This window comes from Streptomyces sp. HM190 (assembly GCF_009857135.1).
Taxonomy (GTDB): Bacteria; Actinomycetota; Actinomycetes; order Streptomycetales; family Streptomycetaceae; genus Streptomyces; species Streptomyces heilongjiangensis.
The window spans coordinates 919,729-936,963 of the sequence record NZ_CP047318.1 but is presented as its reverse complement, the minus strand read 5'-3'; the positions used below and the strand labels follow the sequence as shown (position 1 = coordinate 936,963).

The 17,235-nt window shown below is 74.3% G+C and carries 11 protein-coding genes; 8 read left to right on the top strand and 3 right to left on the bottom strand.

Annotation, left to right across the window (positions count from 1 at the left end; all coding sequences use genetic code 11):
- Positions 1–2: 2 nt before the first annotated feature.
- Positions 3–1,106, bottom strand: a complete 1,104-nt coding sequence (locus GSY65_RS03465; RefSeq protein ID WP_201452444.1) for an NAD(P)-binding domain-containing protein — start codon at positions 1,104–1,106, stop codon at positions 3–5.
- A 65-nt stretch (positions 1,107–1,171) separates the two neighbouring features.
- Between GSY65_RS03465 and GSY65_RS03460 the strand changes: the two genes are divergently transcribed.
- Positions 1,172–1,594 (top strand): YjbQ family protein, encoded by a 423-nt coding sequence (locus GSY65_RS03460; RefSeq protein WP_159765893.1) that lies wholly within the window; start codon positions 1,172–1,174, stop codon positions 1,592–1,594.
- Positions 1,595–1,633: 39 nt separating this feature from the next.
- Here the strand turns inward: GSY65_RS03460 and GSY65_RS03455 are convergent, their stop codons facing one another.
- Positions 1,634–3,271, bottom strand: a complete 1,638-nt coding sequence (locus tag GSY65_RS03455; RefSeq protein WP_159765892.1) for an alpha/beta fold hydrolase — start codon at positions 3,269–3,271, stop codon at positions 1,634–1,636.
- Positions 3,272–4,133: 862 nt separating this feature from the next.
- Between GSY65_RS03455 and GSY65_RS03450 the strand changes: the two genes are divergently transcribed.
- The 7 genes from GSY65_RS03450 (at position 4,134) to GSY65_RS03420 (ending at position 16,027) form a co-directional block, all read left to right on the top strand.
- The gene (locus GSY65_RS03450) at positions 4,134–6,521 is read left to right on the top strand and encodes a SpoIIE family protein phosphatase (protein WP_159765891.1); all 2,388 of its coding nucleotides are present in this window, start codon (positions 4,134–4,136) and stop codon (positions 6,519–6,521) included.
- A 123-nt stretch (positions 6,522–6,644) separates the two neighbouring features.
- Complete coding sequence (locus tag GSY65_RS03445; protein WP_236579686.1) at positions 6,645–7,733, top strand: YihY/virulence factor BrkB family protein; 1,089 nt, start codon at positions 6,645–6,647, stop codon at positions 7,731–7,733.
- 159 nt (positions 7,734–7,892) lie between these two features.
- Positions 7,893–8,903 carry a cyclase family protein gene (locus tag GSY65_RS03440; RefSeq protein WP_159765889.1) on the top strand — a complete coding sequence of 337 codons (1,011 nt, stop codon included), beginning with the start codon at positions 7,893–7,895 and terminating at the stop codon, positions 8,901–8,903.
- A gap of 237 nt (positions 8,904–9,140) precedes the next feature.
- Positions 9,141–12,008, top strand: a complete 2,868-nt coding sequence (locus GSY65_RS03435) for a SpoIIE family protein phosphatase (protein WP_159765888.1) — start codon at positions 9,141–9,143, stop codon at positions 12,006–12,008.
- Positions 12,009–12,174: 166 nt separating this feature from the next.
- The gene (locus GSY65_RS03430) at positions 12,175–13,722 is read left to right on the top strand and encodes a sugar ABC transporter ATP-binding protein (RefSeq protein ID WP_159765887.1); all 1,548 of its coding nucleotides are present in this window, start codon (positions 12,175–12,177) and stop codon (positions 13,720–13,722) included.
- Positions 13,719–14,810 carry an ABC transporter permease gene (locus GSY65_RS03425; RefSeq protein WP_159765886.1) on the top strand — a complete coding sequence of 364 codons (1,092 nt, stop codon included), beginning with the start codon at positions 13,719–13,721 and terminating at the stop codon, positions 14,808–14,810. The genes GSY65_RS03430 and GSY65_RS03425 overlap by 4 nt, the downstream gene beginning before the upstream one ends.
- Positions 14,811–14,863: 53 nt before the next feature.
- Complete coding sequence (locus GSY65_RS03420) at positions 14,864–16,027, top strand: substrate-binding domain-containing protein (protein ID WP_159775581.1); 1,164 nt, start codon at positions 14,864–14,866, stop codon at positions 16,025–16,027.
- An 84-nt stretch (positions 16,028–16,111) separates the two neighbouring features.
- On the opposite strand, the gene bla is transcribed toward GSY65_RS03420, so the two are convergent.
- Positions 16,112–17,119, bottom strand: coding sequence for a class A beta-lactamase (bla, locus tag GSY65_RS03415; protein WP_159765885.1), 1,008 nt, complete (start codon positions 17,117–17,119; stop codon positions 16,112–16,114).
- Positions 17,120–17,235: the final 116 nt, after the last annotated feature.

The window sequence follows — 17,235 nt, the reverse complement described above, 5'->3', positions numbered from 1 at the left end:
ACTCAGACGGCGGTGCTCGCAGGGGCGCCGACTGCGGTGACCGGCGTGTCCTGAAGGAACCGTCGGATGTCCCGGACCGCGGCTCGGCCCGCCCGGTTGGCGCCGATCGTGCTGGCCGAGGGGCCGTAGCCCACCAGATGGACACGGGGGTCGGCGACCGCGCGGGTGCCGTCCACGCGGATGCCGCCGCCCGGTTCACGCAGCCGCAGCGGGGCGAGGTGGTCGATGGCCGGGCGGAACCCGGTCGCCCACAGAAGGACGTCCGCGTCGACGCGGCGCCCGTCGTCCCACTCCACGCCGTCCGGGGCGATCCGGTCGAACATCGGCAGCCGGTCCAGGACGCCGTCGGCGATGCCCTGCCGGATCGCGTCGTTGAGCGGCAGGCCGGTCACCGACACGACGCTCTTCGGCGGCAGGCCCTGCCGGACCCGTTCCTCCACCAGGGCGACGGCCGCCCGCCCGGCGTCCTCGTCGAACGGACCCTCGCGGAAGACGGGCGGCCGCCGGGTCACCCACGTGGTCGCCGCCGCGTGGGGCGCCAGCTCCAGCAGGTGCTGCGTCCCGGACGCGCCCCCGCCCACCACGATCACCCGCTGCCCCGCGAACTCCTCCGGGCCGGGGTACTGCGCGGTGTGCAGCTGACGGCCCCGGAACGTCTCCTGGCCGGGGTAGCGCGGCCAGAACGGACGGTCCCAGGTGCCGGTGGCGTTGATCAGCGCCCGTGTCGACCATGTGCCGTCCGAGGTCTCCACGAGCAGTCGGCCCTCCTCGCCCTCACGCACCGCGCGCACGTCCACGGGGCGCCGTACCCGCAGGTCGAAGGTGCGCTCGTACGTGGCGAAGTACTCGCTGATCACCTCGGCCGACGGGCGCGCGGGATCGGCGCCGGTCAGCTCCATGCCCGGCAGGGCGTGCATCCCGTGGACCTTGCCGTACGTGAGCGAGGGCCAGCGGAACTGCCAGGCGCCGCCGGGGCCGGGGGAACGGTCCAGCACCACGAAGTCGCGCTCCGGTACGAAACCGGTGCGCCGCAGGTGGTAGGCGCCGGCCAGCCCGGCCTGACCCGCACCGATGACGACTACCTCGACCTCGCGCATGTCGTTCACGCTTCCACCAACCAGGGGCGGGCCACGGATCTTCCCGCACCCTCCGGGTGCGCGAGGATGGGGCCATGCCCGATGCCTTCACCACCCGAGTCCTGAACGTCGCCTCCGGTTCCCGTGAGCGGGTCGTCGATCTCACCCCCGACTGCGAGGCGTTCCTCCGCGAGGCTGCCGCCGGCCGGGACGGTCTTCTCCATGTCTTCGTCCCGCACGCCACCGCCGGCATCGCGATCATCGAGACGGGAGCCGGCAGCGACGACGACCTCCTCGCCGCCCTCCACACCCTGCTGCCCGCCGACGACCGCTGGCAGCACCGCCACGGCAGCCCCGGCCACGGCCGCGACCACGTCCTGCCTGCCTTCGTCCCCCCGCACGCCACACTCCCCGTCGTCGGCGGCAGCCTCGAACTGGGGACCTGGCAGTCGGTGTGCCTCGTCGACACCAACAAGGACAACCCCGACCGCCAGGTCCGGCTGAGCTTCCTCGGCTAGGGACCGCTCACAGGGGCGCGGTGGCCGCCGGTCCGCGGCTCATTTCGAGTCCCGGTCGCAGGTGACGTCGGTGGGCGGCAGGTGGCCGGTGGCCAGATACGAGTTGACCCTCGTGTCGACGCAGGCGCTGCCGAAGACGCCGTACACGGCGTGCTGGTCCGCGTCGCGGAGGGTGACCAGTCGGGAGGAGGGCCACATGCGGCGTACCGTCAGCGCGTTCGCGTGAACGGTGCGCGGGTCGCCGGTCGCGTTGACCAGCAGGGCCGGCAGGTCGTCCCGGATCTTCGTCGGGCGCTCACGCGGCGGGTCCCAGAACGCGCACGGTCCGATGTTCTGTGTGACGGGACCGAACAACGGGTCCTGCGCGCGGGCGCGTTCGACGTCACGCCAGTACACATCGGGGGAGCGGGGCGCGGCCACGTCCCCGCAGAGGATCGCCGCCTGGGCGCTGCCGTAGGCGGACGCCGATCCGTCCAGCAGGAAGGAGAGCGTGTCGGCGAACCCCGGTGAGGGGGTGACCGGGTGGCCGTCGGCGGCGCGTCGCATGTCCCGCAGGGCCTGCGCGAGATCGGCGTAGGCGGCGTCGTTGTCCTGGGAGAGGCCGCTGAACACGACGACGGGCAGGACGTGCTCGTCCACCCGGTGGTCGCCGATCAGCAGCGGGGTGCGTCCGGCCGCCGCCCGGACGCCGTCGAGCACCGCCAGGACCTCGGCCCGCGTCCGGCCCAGACCGTAGGTCCCGTCGCGTGCCGCGGCCCAGTCGGCCCAGCCTTCCAGGGCGCGCCTGTTGGCCCGCTCCGTGCCGCGGAGCAGCCGCGGGTTGTAGCGGTCGGGGGCGACGACGCCGTCCAGGACGACACGGTCGGTGCGGCCGGGGAACATCGTGGCGTACACCTGGCCGAGGTAGGTGCCGTACGAGTAGCCGAGGTAGGAGATCCTGCGTTCGCCGAGCGCGGCACGCACCACGTCCATGTCGCGGGCGGTGTTCCGGGTGCTGGCGTACGGCAGGAGGTCGCCCCGGTTGGTCCGGCAGCGTGCGGCGAGGTCCTTCGCCAGGGCCACCATGCGGTCGAACCCCGAACGGTCCGTCCCCGCCCCACGGGCGAAGGAGCCGGTCGGCCACTGGCAGTCCAGCGGCGAGCTGCGCCCGACGAAACGGGGGTCGACGCCCACCACGTCGTAGCGCTCGCCGACCTGTTTCATCGACGTGCGCACCCACGGCGGGTCGCCGATCGTCTGGCCGCCGGGTCCGCCGCCGTTGAGCAGCAGCGCGCCCACCCGGCGGCCGGCGTCGGTGGCCCGGATCCGTGAGATGGCGACGGTGAGCGTACGGCCGTCCGGTTCGGCGTAGTCCAACGGGACGGTGACGTCCGCGCACCGGGCGCCTGCTTTCCGGAGCTCCTTGCCGGTCTCGTCGTCGGGCCCGAGCACGCAGCTCTTCCAGTCGAGGTGCTGGCGGTGGTAGCGGGCGAGGGGATCGGTGGCCGCTCCCTCGGGTGCCGCCGTGGCGGGTGACACGGAGACGGTGAGGGCCCCGACGAGGAGGAGGGCGGCCCCCGCGGCGGCGCGCGACACGAGCCGACGCGGACCGCCGGTGGGCGGCCCGGCCGCACCCGACGACGAGCCGGGGCCGGGGGCGGGAGCGGCGGCAGGGGAGGGTGAGGGTGAGCCGGTCATACGGAGGTCCTTTCGGAAGGCGTGCCCTCACAGAGGGCCTGCCACAGCACGGTAGGCACCGGGCCACCCCGTGATCACTCCGACAGGCAGGTGTTGGGGCGTTGACGCCAGCCGGAGCGCCGCTCCTGGAGCGGTCCCCCTGGACGGGCCGCTCCAACCGCTGCTACGGGCGAGGGCGCCGAGCGAGTGGCGCGGGCCGGTCTCCCCCCAGTCGTACGCGTAGGCCGCGACCCCGGATGTCGAGCTGCGCGCTGCTGCCGGGGCGGCCCCGGGTCCTCGCAGGGTGTTCTCGTTCTGGAGCACCCACGACAGGGGCCGGTCCGGCACCCGCCGTGTGTCGTGTCCGACCAGCCTGCCGTCGACGAAGAACCGCACCTGACCGGCCCTCCACTCCGTGGACACGGTGTGCCACCCGGTCCAGCCGTCGGCCCCGGGGAAGGAGCCCTGCTCGCCGCCGCACGGATGGTGGAAGGCGGTGAGGCCGTGCGTCCACTCGCCCCGCCGGATGGTCCATCTCGCAGCCGCCCCCGTAGTGGGGCCAGGCGGACCCGGCATGAGAACGGTCGGCGGCCACGGCGCGCCCACCACGACCCGGTGCCGCATCAGCCCTCGTCGCGGGCTCCCTCCCCGTCCGGGCGGGTGTCCACCGCCACGACGCACGGCACGACGTGTCGCGCGAGGGGGCATCCTCTCCGGACGACCGGTGGGGCACCACCCCCACAGCCGGATGGCTTCCGGACCCTCGTGCTCCCCGGTCGCGCGCCGTGGGGAGTGCCCGGCGCACAATGAACGCGGGAAGCAGTGCGAGCAGTCGATCTCACCGGGCCGCTGACGGCGGCGCCGGTCGTGGAGAGAGGGAACGATGGGCGAGCACGGTGTCGCCTCGGCCGCGGTGGATGCCCGTGGGGTGGTCGTCGCGTGGAGCACCGGCGCCTGTGACCTGCTCGGATACAGGCCCGAGGAGGTGCTCGGCCGACCGGCCGCCGAGCTGCTGACCGGCTCCCTCCCCGCCCCGGCCCGTCACCGTCTCACCCGGCGGGCCGAATGGCACGGCACCCTCGTCACCCGGCACCGGGACGGCCACCGGGTGGAGCTGGAACTGGTCGCCCACCCCCTGACGGACGCGGCGGGGGAGACCCTGTGGTTCGTGACGGCCACCGTGCCGGAACCCGTGGCCCGACTGCGGGGGTGGGCCCTGGACCAGCTGCCCGTACCGATCGCGCTGTTCGACAGGGACGGGCTCGCCGTGGCCACCAACTCCGCCATGGAGGACGTGATGGGCCGGCCGGAGAAGGACCTGCTCGGCCGCCGGGTGGGGGAGTCCGTCGACGGCACGCGCACGCTGCCCGGCTTCGAGGGATTCGACTCCGCGGTGCGGCGCGTCCTGCGTTCGGGCGAGTCGGTGCAGTACGAGGCATGGCTGCGCGCACCCGGCGAGACCCGCGAGCACGCCTGGCTGGTGTCGCTCAGCCCGCTGAAGGACGACCTCGGCGCGGTGCGCGGCATAGGTCTGGTGGCGCTGGACAGCACCGAGCAGTTCCTGGCGCGCCGCCGGCTCACCGTGGTCAACGAGTCCGGTGGCCGGATCGGCTCCACCCTGGACCTGGCGCGCACCGCGGAGGAACTCGCGGAGGTGTGCACCGACTACTTCGCGGACTTCGTCATCGTGGACCTGCTCGACTCGGTGCTCGCCGGCGAGGAGGCACCCCTGCCCGCCGCCGGCCCCCTGCTGTTCCGCCGCACCGCCCAGCGGTCCGTGCTGGAGGGCTGCCCCGAAGCCGTCATCCCCGTCGGCAGCCGGCACACCTACGACGAGAACTCCCCGCCGGGCCGCGCCCTGACCCGCGGTCGCGCCCTGCTGTTCGACGTCGACGACATCACCCGGCGGCTGTGGGTCGCGGGCACACCCGCGCGGGACCGCAGCATCGACGTCTACGGCATCCACTCGCTGATGGCGGTGCCGCTGCGGGCCCGCGGCGTCACGCTCGGCCTGTCGCTCCTCGCCCGCCACCGCACCCCGGAACCCTTCACCGAGGACGACCTCATGCTCGCGGAGGAGCTGGCCGCCCGCGCCGCCGTGTGCGTCGACAACGCCCGCCGCTACACTCGCGAGCACGCCATCGCCCTCGGACTCCAACGCAGCCTGCTGCGCCATCACGCGCCCCGGCAGGCCGCCGTGGAGATCGCCTCCCGCTACCGCCCGGCCAGCTCCCGCGCCGGGATCGGCGGTGACTGGTTCGACGTGATCCCGCTGTCCGGCGCGCGGGTCGCGCTCGTCGTCGGCGACGTGGTGGGCCACGGCGTGCAGGCCTCCGCGACCATGGGCCGGCTGCGGACCGCCGTGCGCACCCTCGCCGACGTGGACCTCGCCCCGGACGAGCTGCTCACCCAGCTCGACGACATCGTCCTGCGCCTGGACACCGAGACGGCGGCGGACGGCGGCGGTGACACCGACAGCCCCGGCGAGATCGGCGCGACCTGCCTGTACGCCGTCTACGACCCGATCACGCGGCAGTGCACCATGGCCCGGGCCGGCCATCCGCCGCCCGCCCTGGTCACCCCGGACGGCGAGGTGGAGTTCCTCGACCTGCCGACCGGGCCGCCGCTGGGCGTGGGCGGGCTGCCGTTCGAGACGGCGGAGTGCGTCCTGGCCGAGGGCAGTGTGCTCGCCCTGTACACGGACGGCCTCGTGCAGACCGCCGGCCACGACATGGGTGAGGGGCTCACCCTGCTGCGAGAGGCGCTCGGCGGCACGGGCCGGACCCTGGAGGAGACCTGCGACGCCGTCCTGCGCCCTCTGCTGACGGACCGCTCCGCGGACGACGTCGCCCTGCTCCTGGCCCGCACCCGCGGCCTGGCCGCCGACCGGGTCGCCACCTGGGACGTCCCCGCCGACCCCACGTCCGTCGCCCAGGCCCGCAAGCTGGCCTGCGACCAGCTCGCCGCCTGGCGGCTGGACGACCTCTCCTTCGTCACCGAGCTGATCGTCAGCGAACTGGTCACCAACGCGATCCGCTACGGCGACGCCCCCGTGCGGCTGCGGCTGATCCGCGACGACACCCTCATCTGCGAGGTGTCCGACTCCAGCAGCACCGCCCCGCACATGCGCCGGGCGCGCGCCTTCGACGAGGGCGGCCGAGGCCTCCTCCTCGTCGCCCAGCTCAGCCGCCGCTGGGGTACCCGCCACACCCGCACCGGCAAGACCATCTGGGCGGAGCAGACGCTGCCGGACGCGACGACGCTCCCGTAGCCGCACCGCCCCCTGTCCGCGGCCTTCCGTGATGTCGGATGCTCGACATTTCCCACCAATCGGACGCATGGGTGTTTCGTGCGCGGATACGCGTGCCGCATGGTGCGGACACGGAAACGACTCATGAGGCACGGCGAGGATCCGGCGCACGACCGCGAGGCCGACGCCCTGGAGGAACGGGTGGACCGGCGGGCGCCCGACGACCGGTTCGGACCGGACGGGGGCGAGCAGTCCATCGGGCCCGACGCGGACGTGGAGCGGCGGGCGCCGGACCAGCCGGCGCAGGTGCTCAAGCGCTCCTGGTCGGCGGTGCTGAAGGGCACTCTGCGGGAGTTCAAGGACGACGAACTGACCGACCGTGCCGCCGCCCTGACGTACTACGGGATTCTCTCGCTCTTCCCGGCGCTGCTGGTGCTGGTCTCCCTCCTCGGGGTCACCGGCCGCTCGGCGACCCAGCAGGTGCTGGACAACATCCAGAGCCTCGCCCCGGGGTCGGCGCGCGAGATCCTCCAGGACGCGGTCCGGCAGCTCCAGGGCAACGCCGGGATCGGTTCCGTCATGGCGGTCGTCGGGCTGCTGCTGGCGGTGTGGTCGACCTCCGGCTACGTCGCCGCGTTCATCCGCACCGCCAACGCCGTCTACGACATCCCCGAGGGCCGCCCCGTCTGGAAGGTGCTGCCGGTCCGGGTCGCCGTGACGGTCGTCCTGCTGGTCCTCGTGGTGATCAGCGCGCTGATCGTCGTGTTCACGGGCGCTCTGGCCCGCGAGGCGGGCTCGGCGCTGGGCATGGGCGACACGGCCCTGACGGTGTGGTCGATCGCGAAGTGGCCGGTGCTCGTGGCGCTGGTCACCGTCATGATCGCCCTGCTCTACTGGGCGACCCCCAACGCCAAGGTGCGCGGCTTCCGTTGGGTCACGCCCGGCAGCCTCCTGGCGCTGCTGATCTGGATGGTCGCCTCGGCCGGGTTCGCGCTGTACGTGGCCAACTTCGGTACGTACAACAAGACCTACGGCACCCTCGCCGGTGTGATCGTCTTCCTGGTGTGGCTGTGGATCACGAACCTCGCGATTCTGCTCGGCCTGGAGTTCGACGCGGAGCTGGCCCGCCAGCGGGCCGTCGCGGGGGGCCATCCGGTCGAGGAGGAGCCGTACGTCCAGCCGCGTGACACGCGGACGTGGACCGACGAGGACCGGCGGCGGCTGCGCACCTGAGGGTCCGTGAGCGCCGCGTCGCGGCCTCCGTGGTGGCGGACGGGCCGGCTGCCGTCGCGGCGGGGGCTGTGGAGGGCCCGGCTGCTGTGGCGCCGGATCCGCCGGCCGGTGCACGGTGGACCGGTGGAGAGTGCTCGTGAACGTCCGCGGGGAGAGCCGATGAGCGCGACGCCCGCCGAACCCCCGCACCCGGAGCGAGCGGCCGCCGCGGAGCCGGCCCGCGGCGCCGACCCCGGCGATGCCGCCGCCCCGAACGGCCCCGCCGTCTCCCGGCCGGAGTTCGACCGGATCTTCGAGGCCGTCCGTACCTGGGGCCGCTGGGCCCCCGCCGACCGGGGCGCGTGGAACCGGGTGACCGAGGAGCACGTGCGGCGGGCCACCGGGCACGTGCGGTCCGGACGTGTCGTGCCGATGGCGTTGCCCTGGAACACCCGGCCGGGCCCCGACAACCGCAAGCCCGCCCTGCACCACATGACCGACCTCGGCGACGTGGAGAGCCCGGAGCCCACGACCCACAAGGACTTCCTCGCCGCCGACTACCACGGCAAGGGCGTCACCCATCTGGACGCGCTGTCCCACATCGCCTACCGGGGGCGGCTCTACGACGGCAGGGCGGCCCACGAGTGCGTCGACGCGGCCGGCGCCCGCTTCGGCGCGGTGGCCGCGCTCGGCCCCCTCGTCACGACGGGCGTCCTGCTCGACCTCCCCGCCGTCCTCGGCGTCCGCTGGGTGGAGCCGGGCCGGGCCGTGCGCGCCAAGGACGTCCTCGCGGCGGAGGAGGCACTCGGGGTGATGATCGGCGAGGGCGACGCCGTGCTGCTGCGCTCCGGCCACGTCCGCCGCCGCGCGGAACTCGGCGCCTGGGACCCCGACGCCGCGAGCGCGGGGTTCCACGTGGACGCCGTACCCCTGCTGGCCGAGCGCGGTGTCTGCCTGCTCGGCGGTGACGGCGACAGCGACGTACGGCCCTCGCCCGTCTCCGGTGTCCACTCGCCGGTCCACGCCCTGGCCGTGACCGCGATGGGCGTGCCCCTGCTGGACAACCTCGATCTGGAGGCGCTCTCCGCGGCCACCGCGGAAGCGGGGCGGTACACGTTCCTGCTCGTCGTGGCCCCACTGAACGTCCCCGGCGGCACCGGCTCGCCCGTCAACCCGGTCGCGGTCCTGTGACCGGCGGTCGGCCGGCGCGCGGGCGAACGCCATGGCCCCGCTGCCCTCCCGGCCCCACCGGCTGTTCCGGTCCTGTCGGCCCTCTGAGGCCCTTCCGGCTGGTTCCGGTTGCTCCAGCCCTTCCGGCTCCGTGCGCGGCTGCACGGCCGACCGTGACTCGCGTTACGTATGCCCGTATCCTCGTCAATGCCGGATACTTCCGATGAGCGGGTTACCGAAGGCGCGTGTGAGGCGAGCGTGGTCAGGTCCGACGGCGAGCCGATCCTCACGGGCCGTGCGACACAAGGCACGGGACCCGCCCGCTTTCGTGAGCGTTTTCTCCAGGGCGAACCGGTCGAGAAGGGTGTGCGGACGTCGATCCTGCACTCCTGGCGGCGCTCCCGGTCCCTGGGGCTCTCGCCGGACGAGTCCGAGCTGCCCTTCGACGGCGACTTCGAACCCGACGGCCGCATCGTCCGCGCGGCGGCGCCCGTGCTCGACCGGCTGCAGGCCAGGTTCGCCGGCACCGCCATGAACATCTCCCTGGCCGACGGGAACGGGACGGTGCTGATGCGGCGCTTCGGCCGGGCGTCGATGGCCCGGAGCCTCCCCCCGATCCAGACCGTGCCGGGGTTCGTCTTCGCCGAACGGGTCGCCGGCACCAACGGCATCGGTCTCGCCCTGGCGGAGCGGCGCCTCATCGGGGTCTACGGCGCCGAGCACTTCGCCGAACGCTCCCAGGGCAGCGCCTGCCGCGCCCTCCCCGTCCGGGACCCGCTGAGCGGCCGTATCGAGGGTGTCCTCTGCTTCGGCTATCCCCGCAGCGCGGAGGACCCGGCACTGACCCCCGTGATCCGCAAGGCCGCCGCGGCCATCGAACGGCGACTGCTGGCGCAGAGCTCCGCCCGTGAGCGCTCGCTGCTCCAGGCGTACGAGGCGGCCGAGGCCAAGACCGGCGGCGGTCTGCACCACAGTGTCGGAATGGATGCCCTGGCCCTCGAACTCGGCCCTGGCGACCGGGCGATCCTCATGGAGAGGGCCGCCGAGCTGATCGCCCGCGCCCAGCGGGCGGCCGTCGACGTGCCCCTGCCCCACGGCCGGCGCATCACTCTCCTGAGCCGCCCCGTGACCAGCGCCTCCGGGGTCGAGGGCATCGCCATCGAGGCGGTCCTCCCCGGCCCCTCACCGGCGCTCCCGGACATCCCCCACCAGTCCGACCACCTCCTCGGCCCCCTCGCCGGGCCGGCCGGCCGGCCGCCGCTGGACGGCATCCCCCTCGTCGCGTCCCCCGCCGCACCCGTCGGCGCCGGAGCCCTCGCCCCGCCCGGTCCCGCACCCGGCGCCCTGGACGCCCTCACCGCCGTGCCTCTCGACCTCGACGGCGCCCCCCACGACACCCCGAGCCCCCCGCCGCCCGCACGAGGGCTGGTGATGGTCGGGGAGCCGCACGTCGGGACGTACGCCCTGGCCGCGCGCCGCCGCCTGGAACTGCTGTCGGAGGCCGGCACCCGCATCGGAACCACCCTCGACGTGCGCCGCACCGCGCAGGAACTCGCCGAGACGATCGTCCCGCGGCTGGCCGACCACGTCGTCGTCGACCTGGCCGAACCCGTCCTGCGGGGCGAGGAGGCCGCTGACCCCCGCGCCGACCTGCGGCGCACGGTGGTCCACGGCACAGGTGACGAGCCGCCCTTCAAGCCCGTCGGCAAGCAGGCCGAGTACGGTCCGACCGCGCCCCAGCTGTACTGTCTGGCCGCCGGGGAAGCGGTGCTGGAGCCCGACCTGACGGCCGCGGCCGACTGGCTCGCCCACGACCCCGAACACACCGAACGGCTGCTGCGCCACGTCCGCTCCCTCATCGCGGTGCCCCTGGTGGCACGCGGGGTCGCCCTCGGCGTCGCCACCTTCTACCGGGCCCACTCCTCCGCGCCCTTCGACGACGACGACCGCAGGCTCGCCCAGGAACTCGGCCACCGGGCCGCCCTGTCCCTCGACAACGCCCGGCGCTACACCCGCGAACGCACCATGGTCCTCGCCCTCCAGCGCAGCCTCCTCCCGCACGGCGTGCCCGACCAGGACGCCGTCGAGGTCGCCCACCGCTACCTGCCCGCCGAGTCCGACGTCGGCGGCGACTGGTACGACGTCATCCCGCTCTCCGGCGCCCGCATCGGCCTCCTCGTCGGCGACGTCGTCGGCCACGGCATGTTCTCCGCCGCCACCATGGGGCGGCTGCGCACGGCCGCCCGCAGCTTCGCCGAACTCGACTTCCCGCCGGACGAGGTCCTCACCCACCTCGACAACCTCGTGAGCCGGCTGGACCGCGAGGACCCCGCCTCCCACGGTGCCGGCATCATCGGCGCGACCTGCCTCTACGCCATCTACGACCCGACCACGCAGCAGTGCAGCATGGCCCGTGCGGGGCATCCGCCGCCCGCACTGGTCCGCCCCGACGGCACCGTCTCGTTCCCCGACCTGCCCGCCGGGCCGCCCCTCGGCCTGGGCGGCCTGCCTTTCGAGGCCACCGAGGTCCAACTGCCCGAGGGCAGCGAACTGCTCCTCTACACCGACGGGCTCATCGAGGACCGCACCCGTGACGTCGACGTGGTCCTCGACCAGTTGAGCACCGCCCTCGCACAGGCAGCCGGGCGCACCCCGGAGGAAACCTGCCGGGCGGTCCTCGACACCGTGGCCCCCGCCCATCCTGCGGACGACATCGCCGTGGTCGTGGCCCGCACCCACGCCTTCGACCCCGCCCGCATCGCCACCTGGGAGCTGCCCGCCGACCCGGCCCGCGTCAGCGAGGTCCGCGCCGCCGCCCTGCGCACGCTGGCCGAGTGGGGCCTGCACGAGGCGGCCTTCGCCGCGGAGCTGATGCTCAGCGAGCTGGTCACCAACGCCATCATCCACGGCAGCGGCCCCATCCGGGTCCGGCTGCTGCGCGACCGCTGCCTGATCTGCGAGGTCTCCGACACCAGCAACACCGCCCCGCACCTGCGCCGGGCCGCCAGCACCGACGAGGGCGGCCGCGGCCTGTTCCTCGTCGCCCAGCTGGCGCAGAGCTGGGGCACCCGCTACACGCCGGAGGGCAAGGTCATCTGGGCCTCCTGCGACCTGGACGGCGTCTGAGCGGGCGGCACCCGCGCGGCTCGACGGCGGTGAAGCCGTCGGTCGGCCCGCTGATCCGCCGGGGACCACACGAGTTGGCGAAATGCCCGAATTATTGTGATATGCGAGGCTACTATCGCTGACGCGAGTCGTGAAGAACTCGCCAGGCCGACCCCCGGAGCTGTCCGTGCGCGACGTTCACGACACCTCTGCGCAGGAGGTCCCCGCCGACGGGGCGGAACCGCTGGTCCGCGTCCGCGGGCTGACCAAACGGTTCGGCGGGACCCTAGCGCTGGCCGGGGTCGACCTCGACGTCCACGCGGGCAGCGTCCTCGCCCTCCTCGGACCCAACGGAGCCGGGAAGTCCACCCTCATCAAGATCCTCGCAGGCGTCCACCACGCCGACGCCGGACGGGTCACCGTCGACGGACACCCCCTCGGCAGCCACGCCGCCGGCCGGCGCATGTCCTTCATCCACCAGGACCTCGGTCTGGTGGAGTGGATGACGGTCGCCGAGAACATCGCCCTGAGCGCCGGGTACGCGCGCCGCGCCGGACTGATCTCCTGGCGCCGGACCCGGGAGCGCGGCACCGAGGCCCTGCGGAGCGTCGCCTCCCACCTCGACCCCGACACCACCGTGTCCCGGCTCGCCCCCGCCGAACGCTCCCTCGTCGCCGTGGCCCGCGCCCTCGCCGCACGCGCGCGGCTCATCGTGCTCGACGAGCCGACCGCCCGCCTCCCCGCCGCCGACTGCGCCCGCCTCTTCCACGTCCTGCACACCCTGCGCGACCGCGGCCACGGCATCCTCTACGTCAGCCACCGCCTCGACGAGGTGTACGAGGTCGCCGACACCTTCGCGGTCCTGCGCGACGGCTGCCTCGTCCGCCACGGCTCCCTGGCGGGCCACGCCCCCGCCCGTCTCGTCCGCGACATCACCGGCGAGGAACCGGTCGGCCGCCGCCCGGCCCCGGCCCGCACCGACGGCCCGCCCGTCCTGCTCCTCGACGGCGTACGGACCGACGGGACCGGACCGGTCGACCTGCACCTGAGGGCGGGGGAGGCCGTGGGCCTGGTGGGGCTCTCCGGCGCCGGACACCTGGACCTCGGCCGGGCCCTCGCGGGCGCCCGGCCCCTCCTCGGCGGACGGGCCCTGCTGGCGGGCCGCCCCTACCGCCCCCGTACGGTCCCGGAGGCGGTCGCCCGCAAGGTCGCCTTCGTGCCCGGCGACCGGCAGCGGGAGGGCTGCCTCACCGAACTGACCGTGCGGGAGAACCTGCTGGCCAACCCGGGCGCGGCGGGCACGTCGGCGCCCCACTGGATCCGGCCCCGCCGGGAACGCGCCGAGGCCGTCGCCCTGATCGACCGGTTCTCCGTCCGGCCCCGCGACAGCGAGGCCGCCATCGCCATCCTGTCCGGCGGCAACCAGCAGAAGGTCATGCTCGGCCGCTGGCTGCGCACGGCAGCGGGCCTGCTGATCCTGGAGGAGCCCACGGCGAGCGTCGACATCGGGGCCAAGGACGCCATCCACCGCCTCCTCGACGAGGCGCGCGCCCACGGCCTCGCCGTCCTGCTGCTCTCCACGGACTTCGAGGAGGTCGCCGGCGTCTGCGGGCGCGCCCTGGTCTTCGTCCGCGGGACCGTGACGACCGAGCTGAGCGGCCCCGGCCTCACCGTCGAGGCACTCACCCGGGCGGCCTCGGCCCTGCCCCCCTCCCGAACCGCCGGGAACCCATGACGGCCCCGCCCTCCCCGCCCCCGCCGCGCCGCCGGAACCCGCTGAGGCGGCCGGCCGGGCCCCGCCGCCCGGCCGGCCGCGGCGGACACCTCGCCGGCGCATACGGACTCCTGGTCCTCACCGGCCTGCTCTACCTGGTCTTCTCCCTCGCCCTGCCCCGCACCTTCCCCACCCTGGACACCCTCGACTCCATCCTGTCCACCCAGTCCATCCCGGCCGTCCTCGCGCTGGCCGCGATGGTCCCCATCGTCACCGGGGCGTTCGACCTCTCCCTCGGTTACGGCCTCGGGCTGGCGCACGTCATGGTGCTGTACCTCATCGTCGAAGCGGGCTGGCCCTGGCCGCTCGCCTGCCTCGTCGTGGTCGCCGGGGGAGGGGCCATCGGCGTCCTCAACGGCGTCATCGTCGAGTTCGGCCGCATCGACTCCTTCATCGCGACGCTGGGCACCGGCAGCATGATGTACGCCGTCACCGGATGGATCACCGACGGCGGCCGGATCGTCCCCGGCCCGCAAGGACTGCCGGCCGGCTTCACCGACCTCTACGACTCCACCTTCCTCGGCCTGCCGGTCCCCGCGTTCTACGTCCTCGCCCTCACGCTCGTCCTCTGGGTGGTGCTGGAGCGGCTGCCCATCGGCCGCTACCTGTACGTCGTGGGCTCCAACCCGCGCGCCGCCGACCTCGTGGGCATCGCGGTCCGCAAGTACACCGTGTGCGCCTTCGCCACCTCAGGGCTGATCGTCGGCGGCGCGGGCGTCCTGCTCGCGGCGCAGCAGCAGCTCGGCAACCCCAGCGTCGGCCTCGACTACCTGCTGCCCGCCTTCGTCGGCGCCCTCCTCGGCGCCACCGCGATCAGACCCGGCCGCCCCAACCCCCTGGGCACCCTCGTCGCGGTCGCGGTCCTCGCCGTCGGCCTCACCGGCATCGCCCAGCTGGGCGCCGCGTTCTGGACGGTCCCGCTGTTCCACGGAGGCACCCTGCTGCTCGCGGTCGGCCTGGCGGGCTACTCCGCGCGCCGCCGGCTGCGCACCGGTGCCGCCACCACCCCCGACGCCGCGGCCGTGACACCCGAGGACGGCGGCCCGTGAACCGGACCGCCCGCACCGGCACCGAGCCCCGCACCCCCGCGCGAGGAGCCCCCGTGCACCGCCACCACACCCCCACCCCCGGCACCCGTACGGCCCGGTCCGCCGCCACCCTCCTGCTGGCCGCGGCCGCCGCCCTGACCGGCTGCGAACGCGGCTCGTCGAGCGGCTCGGGGGAGCCGGCCACCACCGTGGACGGCTGCCCCGCGGTCCGCGCCAGGGCCGAGGACGCCGTCGGCAGGGCGGAGCGGACCGACGTCCCCTGGAACGGGCCGACGACCGGCCCGAGGGCGGTGCCGCGCAGAACCCTCGTCTTCGTCGCCCAGACCATGACGAACCCGGGGGTCGCCGGGGCCGCCGGCGGCGTACGGGAGGCCGCGCGGGTGATCGGCTGGAACGTCCGGGTGATCGACGGCGGCGGCACCCCGGCGGGCATCCAGGCGGCGATGAGCGAGGCCCTCGCCCTCAGACCGTCCGGCATCGTCATCGGCGGCTTCGACCCCAACTCGACGTCGCAGCAGGTCGCCCGAGCGAAAGCGGCGGACATCCCGCTCGTCGGCTGGCACGCGGTCGCCTCCCCGGGCCCCAGCGAGCAGCCCCCGCTCTTCACCAACGTGACCACCCGCGTCGAGGAGGTGGCCAGGATCAGCGCCCAGTGGGTCATCGCGGACTCCGGCGGGAGCGCCGGGGCCGTGGTGTTCACCGACGCCTCGATCCCCTTCGCCAAGCGCAAGTCCGAGCTGATCAGGGACGAGCTGGCCTCCTGCCGGGGCGTGCGGCTGCTGTCCTACCAGAACATCCCGATCCCCGACGCGAGCAGCCGCACGCCCCGAGAGGTGTCCTCGCTCCTCTCCCGTTTCCAGGACCGGTGGACCCACTCCGTGGCCATCAACGACCTGTACTTCGCCGACGCCGCCCCGGCGTTCCGTGCGGCCGGCCGGAAGGGCTCGGGTCCGCCGTTCAACATCGGTGCGGGGGACGGCGACCCGTCGGCGTTCCAGCGCATCGACAGTCGCCAGTACCAGGCGGCCACCGTGCCCGAGCCGCTGTCCCTCCAGGGCTGGCAGATCGTCGACGAGTTCAACCGCGCCTTCGCGGGAAGCCCCGCCAGCGGATACGTGGCCCCCGTCCACATCACCACCGCCGGCAACAGCGAGGGCGCCACCACCTGGAACCCGTCCGGCTACCAGGAGGCGTACCGGAGGATCTGGGGCCGGTGACGGCCCGGTCCCACGGACGTCGCGGTCCCTCCTCGACCGTGCTGACGGCCGGCGCGGACCCGGCGGGACCGTGAACACAGGCCCCTAGCGCCCCAGGGCGGTGATCGCGGCGGTGGCGGCGCGGGCGACGAGGGCGTCACGGCGTTCCGCGTTCTGCTTGTCGCGGCTGGTCAGCACCGCCAGGACGACGGGGTTGCCGCCGTCTTCCGGCCACAGGACGGCGATGTCGTTGCGGCCCCCGTACCCGGCGCTGCCGCTCTTGTCGGCGACGGTCCAGCCGTCCGGGACACCGGCCCGGACGAGCGTGCCACCGGTCCGGTTCGTCTCCATCCAGGTACGCAGCAGGGCGCGGTCGTCCCGCTCCAGGGCGTCGCCGAGGAGGAACGCCCGCAGACTCCCGGCCATCGCCCGCGGGGTGCTCGTGTCCCGGACGTCGCCGGGCCTGCCCTCGCTCAGGTCCGGCTCCAACCGGTCCATCTCGGTGACGTCGTCGCCGAGTTCCTCCAGGACCCGCTCCAGCCCGTCGGGGCCGCCGAGTTCGTCGAGGAGCAGGTTGGCGGCCGTGTTGTCGCTGTACCAGAGGGTCGCCGCGCACAGTCCGCTCAGGGTCATCCCCGTCTCGACGAAGTCCTCCGTCACGGGCGAGTTCTCGACGATGTCGTCGCGCCCGTACGTGACGACCTTCTCCATGCCGTCCCCGCCGTCCTTGCCGCTCTCGGCGTGCTTGCGGAGCACGGCGCCCGCCGCCAGCGCCTTGAACGTGGAGGCGTACGCGAACCGCTGGTCCGCCCGGTACGCCACGGAACGGCCCGTGCCGGTGTCCACGGCGTAGACCCCGAGCCGCGCGTCGAACTCGCGCTCCAGCTCCCGGAACGCGGGAGCGGTGGCCCCGGTGGCCGCCACCGGCGCCCCGGCCCGCGCGGCGTCGGCGGCCGGGCCGGACGCGGGCCGCTGCTCCTGACCGCAGGCCGTCAGCGTGGCGAGCGCGAGCAGGCAGGCCGCCGCACCGGCGGCCCGGCGGCGTCGCCGCGACGGGAACGGCAGCGAACGAGACAGGGAACGAGAGATGGATCGATGCAGGGAACGAGACATGGGTCGAGCCTCCGAGTCGTCGTCGAAAGAGGGGAGGAGCGCTGGACTCCCGTGGGCGTCGCCCTCGTTGGAGATCACTGTGGGCCGTGCTCCGCCACGCGGTCCAAGACGGCGAC